The 8,560-nt window shown below is 69.2% G+C and carries 6 protein-coding genes and 1 pseudogene; all 7 read right to left on the reverse strand.

Going from position 1 to position 8,560, the window contains the following annotated elements; genetic code table 11:
* A pseudogene (locus ACGFIQ_RS13100) lies at positions 1–3,423 on the reverse strand (DNA-directed RNA polymerase subunit beta); the annotation flags it as partial.
* A 570-nt stretch (positions 3,424–3,993) separates the two neighbouring features.
* The gene (gene rplL, locus ACGFIQ_RS13105) at positions 3,994–4,380 is read right to left on the reverse strand and encodes a 50S ribosomal protein L7/L12 (RefSeq protein ID WP_357079481.1); all 387 of its coding nucleotides are present in this window, start codon (positions 4,378–4,380) and stop codon (positions 3,994–3,996) included.
* A 54-nt stretch (positions 4,381–4,434) separates the two neighbouring features.
* Positions 4,435–4,980, reverse strand: a complete 546-nt coding sequence (rplJ, locus tag ACGFIQ_RS13110) for a 50S ribosomal protein L10 (RefSeq protein ID WP_204942106.1) — start codon at positions 4,978–4,980, stop codon at positions 4,435–4,437.
* A gap of 340 nt (positions 4,981–5,320) precedes the next feature.
* A complete protein-coding gene (locus ACGFIQ_RS13115; RefSeq protein WP_393243149.1) occupies positions 5,321–6,010 on the reverse strand; it encodes a hypothetical protein in 690 nt (229 codons plus the stop codon).
* Entirely contained in the window at positions 6,007–6,894 is an 888-nt protein-coding gene (locus tag ACGFIQ_RS13120; protein WP_393243151.1) for an ATP-binding cassette domain-containing protein, read from the reverse strand. The genes ACGFIQ_RS13115 and ACGFIQ_RS13120 overlap by 4 nt, the downstream gene beginning before the upstream one ends.
* A 167-nt stretch (positions 6,895–7,061) precedes the next feature.
* Entirely contained in the window at positions 7,062–7,778 is a 717-nt protein-coding gene (gene rplA / locus ACGFIQ_RS13125) for a 50S ribosomal protein L1 (RefSeq protein WP_357079469.1), read from the reverse strand.
* Positions 7,779–7,856: 78 nt separating this feature from the next.
* The gene (gene rplK, locus ACGFIQ_RS13130) at positions 7,857–8,288 is read right to left on the reverse strand and encodes a 50S ribosomal protein L11 (RefSeq protein WP_357079466.1); all 432 of its coding nucleotides are present in this window, start codon (positions 8,286–8,288) and stop codon (positions 7,857–7,859) included.
* Positions 8,289–8,560: the final 272 nt, after the last annotated feature.

The following is an 8,560-nucleotide window of genomic DNA, read 5'->3' on the forward strand; positions in this document are numbered from 1 at the left end:
TTCGACCGAGCTCGGCTCGCGCCGGGACAGGTCGATGCCCAGCTCCTCAGCGGCCCGGAACACCTCGTCGTCGGTCTCGCGCATTTCCAGGGCCACACCGTCGCTGGAGAGCACCTCGACGTTGAGGCACAGCGACTGCAGCTCCTTGAGCAGCACCTTGAACGACTCCGGGATGCCCGGCTCCGGGATGTTCTCGCCCTTGACGATGGCCTCGTAGACCTTCACCCGGCCGAGCACGTCGTCGGACTTGATCGTGAGCAGCTCCTGCAGGGCGTACGCGGCGCCGTACGCCTGCATCGCCCAGCACTCCATCTCACCGAAACGCTGACCACCGAACTGCGCCTTACCACCCAGCGGCTGCTGCGTGATCATCGAGTACGGACCGGTCGAACGAGCGTGGATCTTGTCGTCGACCAGGTGGTTGAGCTTCAGGATGTAGACGTAGCCGACCGCGATCGGGTCGGGCAGCGGCTCGCCGGAACGCCCGTCGAACAGCTGCGCCTTGCCGGTGCGGCCGATCAGCTGCTTGCCGTCCCGGTTGGGCAGGGTCGACTCGAGCAGACCGGAGATCTCCTCCTCGCGGGCACCGTCGAAGACCGGGGTGGCCACGTTGGTGTCGCCCTCGGACTCGTGCGCGTCGATCGAGCGGAGCTGGCGCTTCCAGTCGGCGTCGTCGCCCTCGACCTTCCAACCGGTCTTGGCGACCCAACCGAGGTGGGTCTCCAGGACCTGGCCGATGTTCATCCGGCTCGGCACACCGAGCGGGTTGAGCACGATGTCGACCGGGGTGCCGTCCTCCAGGAACGGCATGTCCTCGATCGGCAGGATCTTCGAGATGACACCCTTGTTGCCGTGCCGGCCGGCGAGCTTGTCGCCGTCCTGGATCTTGCGCTTCTGGGCGACGTAGACCCGGACCAGCTCGTTGACACCCGGCGGCAACTCGTCGCCGTCCTCACGGGAGAACGTGCGCACACCGATGACCGTGCCGGTCTCGCCGTGCGGCACCTTCAGCGAGGTGTCCCGAACCTCACGCGCCTTCTCACCGAAGATCGCGCGGAGCAGACGCTCCTCCGGGGTCAGCTCGGTCTCACCCTTGGGCGTGACCTTGCCGACCAGGATGTCGCCGGGGACGACCTCGGCACCGATCCGGATGATGCCGCGCTCGTCGAGGTCGGCGAGCATTTCCTCGCTGACGTTCGGGATGTCGCGGGTGATCTCCTCCGGGCCGAGCTTGGTGTCCCGAGCGTCGACCTCGTGCTCCTCGATGTGGATCGAGGTGAGCACGTCCTGCTGCACGAGGCGCTGCGACAGGATGATCGCGTCCTCGTAGTTGTGACCCTCCCAGCACATGAACGCCACCAGCAGGTTGCGTCCGAGTGCCATCTCGCCCTCGTCGGTGCACGGCCCGTCGGCGATGACCTGACCGGCCTCGACGCGGTCGCCCTCGAAGACGACCGGCTTCTGGTTGACGCAGGAGCCGGCGTTGGAGCGGCGGAACTTGTGCAGCAGGTACGTCCGGCGGTGACCGTCATCCTGGTGGATGGTGACGTAGTCGGCGCAGAGATCCTCGATCACACCGCCGACCTCGGCGACCACCACGTCGCCGGCGTCGACCGCGGCCCGGTACTCCATGCCCGTGCCCACCAGCGGCGCCTCGGCCTTGACCAGCGGCACCGCCTGGCGCTGCATGTTCGCGCCCATCAGTGCCCGGTTGGCGTCGTCGTGCTCGAGGAACGGGATCATGGCGGTCGCGACCGAGGTCATCTGCCGGGGCGAGACGTCCATGTAGTCGACGGCACCGGGGAGGACGTCCTCGGTCTCGCCGCCCTTACGACGGCAGAGCACCCGCTCCTCGGCGAACGTGCCGTCCGCCTTCAGGCGCGCGTTGGCCTGCGCCTTGACGAACCGGTCCTCCTCGTCCGCGGTCAGGTAGTCGATCTGGTCGGTGACCCGACCCTCGACGACCTTCCGGTACGGCGTCTCGATGAAGCCGAACGGGTTGACCCGGGCGAAGGTGGACAGCGCGCCGATCAGGCCGATGTTCGGGCCTTCCGGCGTCTCGATCGGGCACATCCGGCCGTAGTGGGACGGGTGCACGTCGCGGACCTCGAAGCCGGCCCGCTCCCGGGACAGACCACCCGGGCCGAGCGCGCTCAGCCGGCGCCGGTGGGTGAGACCCGCCAGCGGGTTGGTCTGGTCCATGAACTGGGACAGCTGCGACGTCCCGAAGAACTCCTTGATCGCCGCCACCACCGGGCGGATGTTGATCAGGGTCTGCGGAGTGATCGCCTCGACGTCCTGCGTGGTCATCCGCTCGCGGACGACCCGCTCCATCCGGGACAGGCCGACCCGGACCTGGTTCTGGATCAGCTCACCCACGGTACGCAGGCGGCGGTTGCCGAAGTGGTCGATGTCGTCGGCCTCGTAGCCGTCCTCACCGGCGTGCAGCCGGCACAGGTATTCCACGGTGGCGACGATGTCGTCCTCGGTCAGCGTGCCGGTGGTGATCGGAACGCCGACTTCGAGCTTCTTGTTGAACTTGTAGCGCCCGACCTTGGCGACGTCGTACCTCTTCGGGTTGAAGAAGAGGTTGTCGAGCAGGGTCTGGGCGTTCTCGCGCGTCGGCGGCTCGCCAGGGCGCAGCTTGCGGTAGATGTCTAGCAGGGCCTCGTCCTGGCCGGCGATGTGGTCCTTCTCGAGCGTGGTCATCAGCAGCTCGGACCAGCCGAACTTCTCACGGATCCGCTCGGCCGACCAGCCGATGGCCTTGAGCAGGACCGTGACGGCCTGCCGACGCTTGCGGTCGATGCGTACGCCGACCGTGTCGCGCTTGTCGATGTCGAACTCCAGCCAGGCACCCCGACTCGGGATGACCTTGACGCTGGAGAGGTCGCGGTCGGAGGTCTTGTCCGGCTGCTTGTCGAAGTACACGCCCGGAGACCGGACGAGCTGGCTGACCACGACGCGCTCGGTGCCGTTGATGACGAAGGTGCCCTTGGGCGTCATCATCGGGAAGTCACCCATGAACACCGTCTGGCTCTTGATCTCGCCAGTGGTGTTGTTGGTGAACTCCGCGGTCACGAAGAGCGGAGCGCAGTAGGTCAGATCCTTCTCCTTGCACTCCTCGATCGAGGCCTTGACCTCGTCGAAGCGCGGCGCAGAGAAGGAGAGTGACATGGTGCCGGAGAAGTCCTCAATGGGACTGATCTCTTCAAGGATCTCCGCGAGACCCGAGCGTGCGTGCGGGTCGTCCGCCGACCGGCCCTGCCAAGCCTCGTTGCCGACGAGCCAGTCGAATGACTCGTTTTGGATGGCAAGGAGGTTGGGGACCTCGAGGTGTTCGGTGATCCTGCCGAATGAAACTCGGCGGGGAGCGAATGCGCTCGACGTACGACTGGTCTTCGCAGGGCGGGAAGCTGCCAAGATGCGTCCTTCCGAGGACCGGTGCTGCAGAACGGCTGGTACGCGTGCACTCCAATGACCCCACCAGAAATATCCGTAAACGGACATTTCCGAGCAGGGGTCAAGTCGGAAGGCAGCGCAAACTAGCAGTGTAGCCGAGAGGCTAACCGCTGTCCAGCCCACCCCGCAGGTCGTTTGCGGAACGTGCCTCGGCCCCCGTAAACCGGGGTCTGCCGGGCCGCTCAGAACGCAACGTCCCCACTGGGCCGCTCAGGTCGACGCGGCCGATGGTGCCGCCGCTGTCATACCCACGTCGTGGCCGTCGCAAGCGCGGTGTCTTGCTGGTGTCAGCGTGCCTGGCAGCCCGGGGCCGCGTCAAGGGCCGGTATCCGGGTCGGCAGTTCTTTCCCACCGGAGGGCGACCGGCCACGCTCGTTCGGATCGACGGTGACAGCCATCCGAGGCCAGTTCAGAGCGGGTCGGTGCCGGGCCCACAGACACGGCGGGCGGCGATCCGTGTCGGATCACCGCCCGCCGCGACGCGATAGTGTCCCGGCTCACGAGCCAGGTACGCGCTTGTAGAACGTCAGGTCACTTGAGGGTGACCTTGGCGCCCTCACCCTCGAGCTTGGCCTTCGCCTTGTCGGCGGTCTCCTTGTTGACCTTCTCCAGGATGGCCTTCGGCGCGGCCTCGACCGCGTCCTTGGCCTCCTTGAGGCCCAGGCCGGTCAGCTCGCGCACGACCTTGATGACCTGGATCTTCTTGCCGCCGTCAGCCTCGAGGATGACGTCGAACTCGTCCTGCTCCGGCTCGGCCTCGGCAGTAGCGGCACCGCCGCCACCGCCCTGGGCGATCGCGACCGGAGCGGCAGCGGTGACCTCGAAGGTCGTCTCGAACTGCTTCACGAACTCAGAGAGCTCGATCAGCGTCATCTCCTTGAACGCGTCGAGCAGCTCGTCGGTGCTGAGCTTCGCCATATCTGGCGTCCTTTCCTGATTCTGTTAAGTAAAGAACTGGTGCGCCGTGGGGCCTCAGGCCGCCTCGGCGCCCTCCTTCTCGCGCTTGTCCTGCAGGGCAGCCGCCAGACGGGCGGTCTTCGACAGCGGGGCCTGGAACAGGGCCGCGGCCTTGCTCAGGTTGCCCTTCATCGCGCCGGCCAGCTTGGCCAGCAGCACCTCGCGGGACTCCAGGTCGGCGAGCTTCGTGACCTCGGCCGCGGAAATGGCCTTGCCCTCGAAGACACCGCCCTTGATGACGAGCTTCGGGTTGGCCTTCGCGAAGTCGCGAAGCCCCTTCGCCGCCTCGACGACGTCGCCCGAAACGAAAGTCAGCGCGGTAGGACCGGTGAACAGCTCGTCGAGGCCGGTGATGCCCGCGTCCGTCGCAGCACGCTTGGCCAGCGTGTTCTTCGCGACCGTGTAGCTGGTCTCGGCGCCGAGCGTGCGCCGAAGCTGGGTGAGCTGGGAAACCGTCAGACCGCGGTACTCGGTCAGCACGGTGGCGCCCGAGCTACGGAAGCTCTCGGTCAGCTCAGCGACGGCCGTGGCCTTGTCGGCCCGAATCGGCTTGTCCGCCATGTCCCTCCTCTCTCGTTACTCGAGGCTGGTCCCCGTCACAGCCGAAGCCGGAACGGGGGCGGAGGCAGCACGACAACGAAAAAGCCCCGGCGCAGGGCGCACGGGGCGAGGGCCAGCAGATCGACACAGTCGGCGGACCATGTGCACTGCCGAGTTACGCTTGCCGCCCTACGCGGGTCGCCCGTCGTCGCGGGACCTTCGACCGTGCCGAAGCACGGTGACCAGCGGTCTTTGGGTGGTTCCTCATCCATGAGAACACGGATGACGACTGAAGACTACGCGCCTGGGCCACCAGCACCAAATCGCGCCAGGTGAGCCACGTCACCGACGCCGGCACCGCTCAGCCGTGCGCCCGCCGCCGCCACAGGTAGCCGCCGACGACCGCGGCGCTCCAGGCCAGCGCCCACCCGCTCAGCGCCAGCAGGGTGAGCGCCGTGGCGTGGCCCCCGGTGGCGCGGGCCGCGGCCATGATCGGCGGTGCCAACCAGGGTGCCACCGACCCGCTCAGGCCGAGCACCACCGCGCCGACACCGCCGAGGGTCAGCACCGCGACGCCGTACGCGGCACCGCCCACCGACGCCCGGCTGGCCAGCGCACCGAGGGCAACCGCGGCGGGTACGGCGAGCAGGTGCGCCCACAGCCCCAGCGCGAGCCCGACCGGGATCGACCGGTCCCCCGGCTCCACCGGGCCGGTGACCCCACCCACCAGCCACGGAAAGAGCAGCGCGACGGCCACCGTCGCCAGCGCCGCCACCCCGGCGGCGAGGAGCCCGGCAAGCCGCTCGCGGGCCACCCCGACGGTCACCTGGGCCAGCCGGCGCTGCACATCCGGCTCGACATCCAACAGGATCTTGGTCTGCCAGGCCAGCACCGGGAAGAGCACCACGGCCGAGACACCGTACGCCTCCGCTGGCTGGGCCGGGCTGCCGCCGTAGAGCGTGCCGAGCACGACGAGGCCGGCGAGCAGCGGCGCCAACGCCCGCCCGGTCCGCAGGAAGCCGGCCAGCCGCATCCGCACCAGGGCGATCACCGGGTCTCCCCGGCCTGCTCGACCACCGCGTCGGTGGCGTCCGGCTGCTCCGCTGTCGGCTGCCCGTCCACCGTCGGCGGCGGCTCGGCGGGTCGGGCAGCACCGGCCACCCCCGGCGGCTCGGCTGGTCGAGCCCGCGGCGCGGTGGTGGAGTCGTCGGCGCGTACCCGAAGAATGTGGTGGCCCTCGGCCCGCAGGCGGGCGACGGTGCCGGCGACCCGCGCGGTCGGCACCGCGACCTCGACCACCGCGAACGTCTCGTCCGCCGACGGCGTCTCCTCGGTCAGCGACCCGTCGGCCACCGACCAGCGGCGCGCGGCCGGCAGCCGGACCGTCTCGCCACGGTGGTCGCTGACCAACACGGCACCATCGGCGGCGAGCACCTCGGAGATCAGCTCGGGAACCAGCTCGCGGGTGGCGGCGTCCAGACCCTCCCACGGCTCGTCGAGCACCAGCAGGCCCGGCGGGCGCAGCATCGCCCGGGCGAGGCCCACCTTCTGCGCGGTGCCCTTGGACAGCTCCGGCAACCGGACCGAGCGGAAGGCGGACAACCCGAGCCGGTCGGTCCAGGAGGACACCGCCTCGTCGGCCGCCGCCGTGCCCAGCCCCGCCACGCGGGCCATGCCGGTCAGATAGCGGGCCACGGTGAACGGCTGGTCGGCGGGAAAACGCTCCGGCACCCAGCCCACCCGTGCCGGACGGTCGGCGACCCGGCCCCGGCCCGGCCGGAGCACCCCGGCGGCCACCTGGAGCAGTGTCGACTTGCCCACCCCGTTGCGACCCAGAACGACGGCCACCTCGCCCGGACCGATCCGCACGTCGACGCCGCGCAGCACCCACGGCCCACGCCGGTGGTACCGCAACCAGACGTTCTCCAGCCGCATAGGGATAGAGGGTGCCACACCTTAGGGCCTGTTTCATCAGGACTGGCCGGCCTGCGGCGGGCCCGCCCGGACTCCGCCTCGGCACGACCGCCCTCATGAAACAGGCCCTGGACGCGCCGGGGCGCCGCCACGGTCGTGGCGGCGCCCCGGTGGAGCGAACTGTCGGCTCAGGCCTCGGCGGCGTCTCCGGTGAGGTTCTTCACCAGGTTCGGGTCGACCGGAACACCCGGGCCCATCGTGGAGGTCACGATGACCTTGCGGAGGTACTTGCCCTTGGCCGCGGACGGCTTGGCACGCAGCACCTCGTCGAGCACCGCAGCGTAGTTCTCCACAAGCTGGCTCTCCGTGAAGGAGGCCTTGCCGATGATCAGGTGCAGGTTGGAGTGCTTGTCCACCCGGAAGGTGATCTTGCCGCCCTTGATGTCCTGCACCGCCTTGGTGACGTCCATGGTCACCGTGCCGGTCTTCGGGTTCGGCATGAGACCGCGCGGGCCCAGGATCCGCGCGATCCGGCCGATCTTGGCCATCTGGTCCGGCGTGGCGATCGCCGCGTCGAAGTCGAGCCAACCACCCTGGATCCGGGCGACCAGCTCGTCGGTGCCCACCTCGTCGGCACCCGCGGCAACGGCCTCTTCGGCCTTCGCGCCACTGGCGAACACGATCACGCGGGCGGTCTTACCGGTGCCGTGCGGCAGGTTGACCGTGCCGCGGACCATCTGGTCCGCCTTGCGGGGGTCGACGCCGAGGCGCATCGCGACCTCGACCGTGGCGTCGAACTTGACGTTGGTGGTCTCCTTGGCCAGCTTCACGGCCTCGGCGGGGGTGTAGAGCTTGGACCGGTCGATGACATCGGCGGCCTTGCGGTAGCTCTTGCTGCGCTGCATTGCTGATTACTCCTGTGGTCTCTGGCGGGCCGCTCGGCGCGGGCCCTCCCACGGTCGGGTCGACGGCCTGGGCCGACGTCAGTCGTTGACGGTGATGCCCATCGACCGGGCGGTGCCGGCGATGATCTTCTCGGCCTGGGCGATGTCGTTGGCGTTGAGGTCGGCCATCTTCTTCTCGGCGATCTCACGCAGCTGGGCGCGGCTGACCGAGCCGACCTTCTCGCTCTGCGGAACGCCCGAACCCTTCTGCACACCGGCGGCCTTGATCAGCAGCCGGGCGGCGGGCGGGGTCTTCAGCACGAACGTGAAGGACCGGTCCTCGTACACGCTGATCTCGGCGGGGACGATGTCGCCCCGCTGGGACTCGGTCTGCGAGTTGTAGGACTTGCAGAACTCCATGATGTTGACGCCGTGCTGGCCGAGCGCGGGGCCGACCGGCGGCGCCGGCGTGGCCTGGCCCGCCGGCAGCTGAAGCGTGAACGTCTTGACGAGCTTCTTCTTCGGAGGCATGTCACTTCCTGGGGCTTGGAGCTGGGAAAATGCGGCTGTCGCCGCCCTCGGAGCGCGCACGGTCAGCGCGGTGCGACAGCGGCGACATTCAAGAGTAGCGCAGGCCGCAGCCCGCTCGTCCGCCGAGGTCGAGCGGGAGGGCATACGCCGACGTGGGGGGGGGGGGGGGGGCGCCCCCCCCCCCCCCCCCCCAGCCGGGGGGGGGGGGGGGGTTTTTTTGACCCCCGCGGGGGGGCGCCCCCAACCGAACCCCCCCCCCTGTGGGTTTAGTG

This window comes from Micromonospora sp. NPDC048898, assembly GCF_043198035.1.
GTDB lineage: Bacteria > Actinomycetota > Actinomycetes > Mycobacteriales > Micromonosporaceae > Micromonospora.

Bases quoted from the DNA above. Each gene is read 5' to 3' on its own strand.
- rplK (WP_357079466.1), bottom strand. From the start codon at position 8,288: ATGCCTCCGAAGAAGAAGCTCGTCAAGACGTTCACGCTTCAGCTGCCG.
- rplA (WP_357079469.1), bottom strand. From the start codon at position 7,778: ATGCAGCGCAGCAAGAGCTACCGCAAGGCCGCCGATGTCATCGACCGG.
- ACGFIQ_RS13120 (WP_393243151.1), bottom strand. From the start codon at position 6,894: ATGCGGCTGGAGAACGTCTGGTTGCGGTACCACCGGCGTGGGCCGTGG.
- rplL (WP_357079481.1), bottom strand. From the start codon at position 4,380: ATGGCGAAGCTCAGCACCGACGAGCTGCTCGACGCGTTCAAGGAGATG.
- rplJ (WP_204942106.1), bottom strand. From the start codon at position 4,980: ATGGCGGACAAGCCGATTCGGGCCGACAAGGCCACGGCCGTCGCTGAG.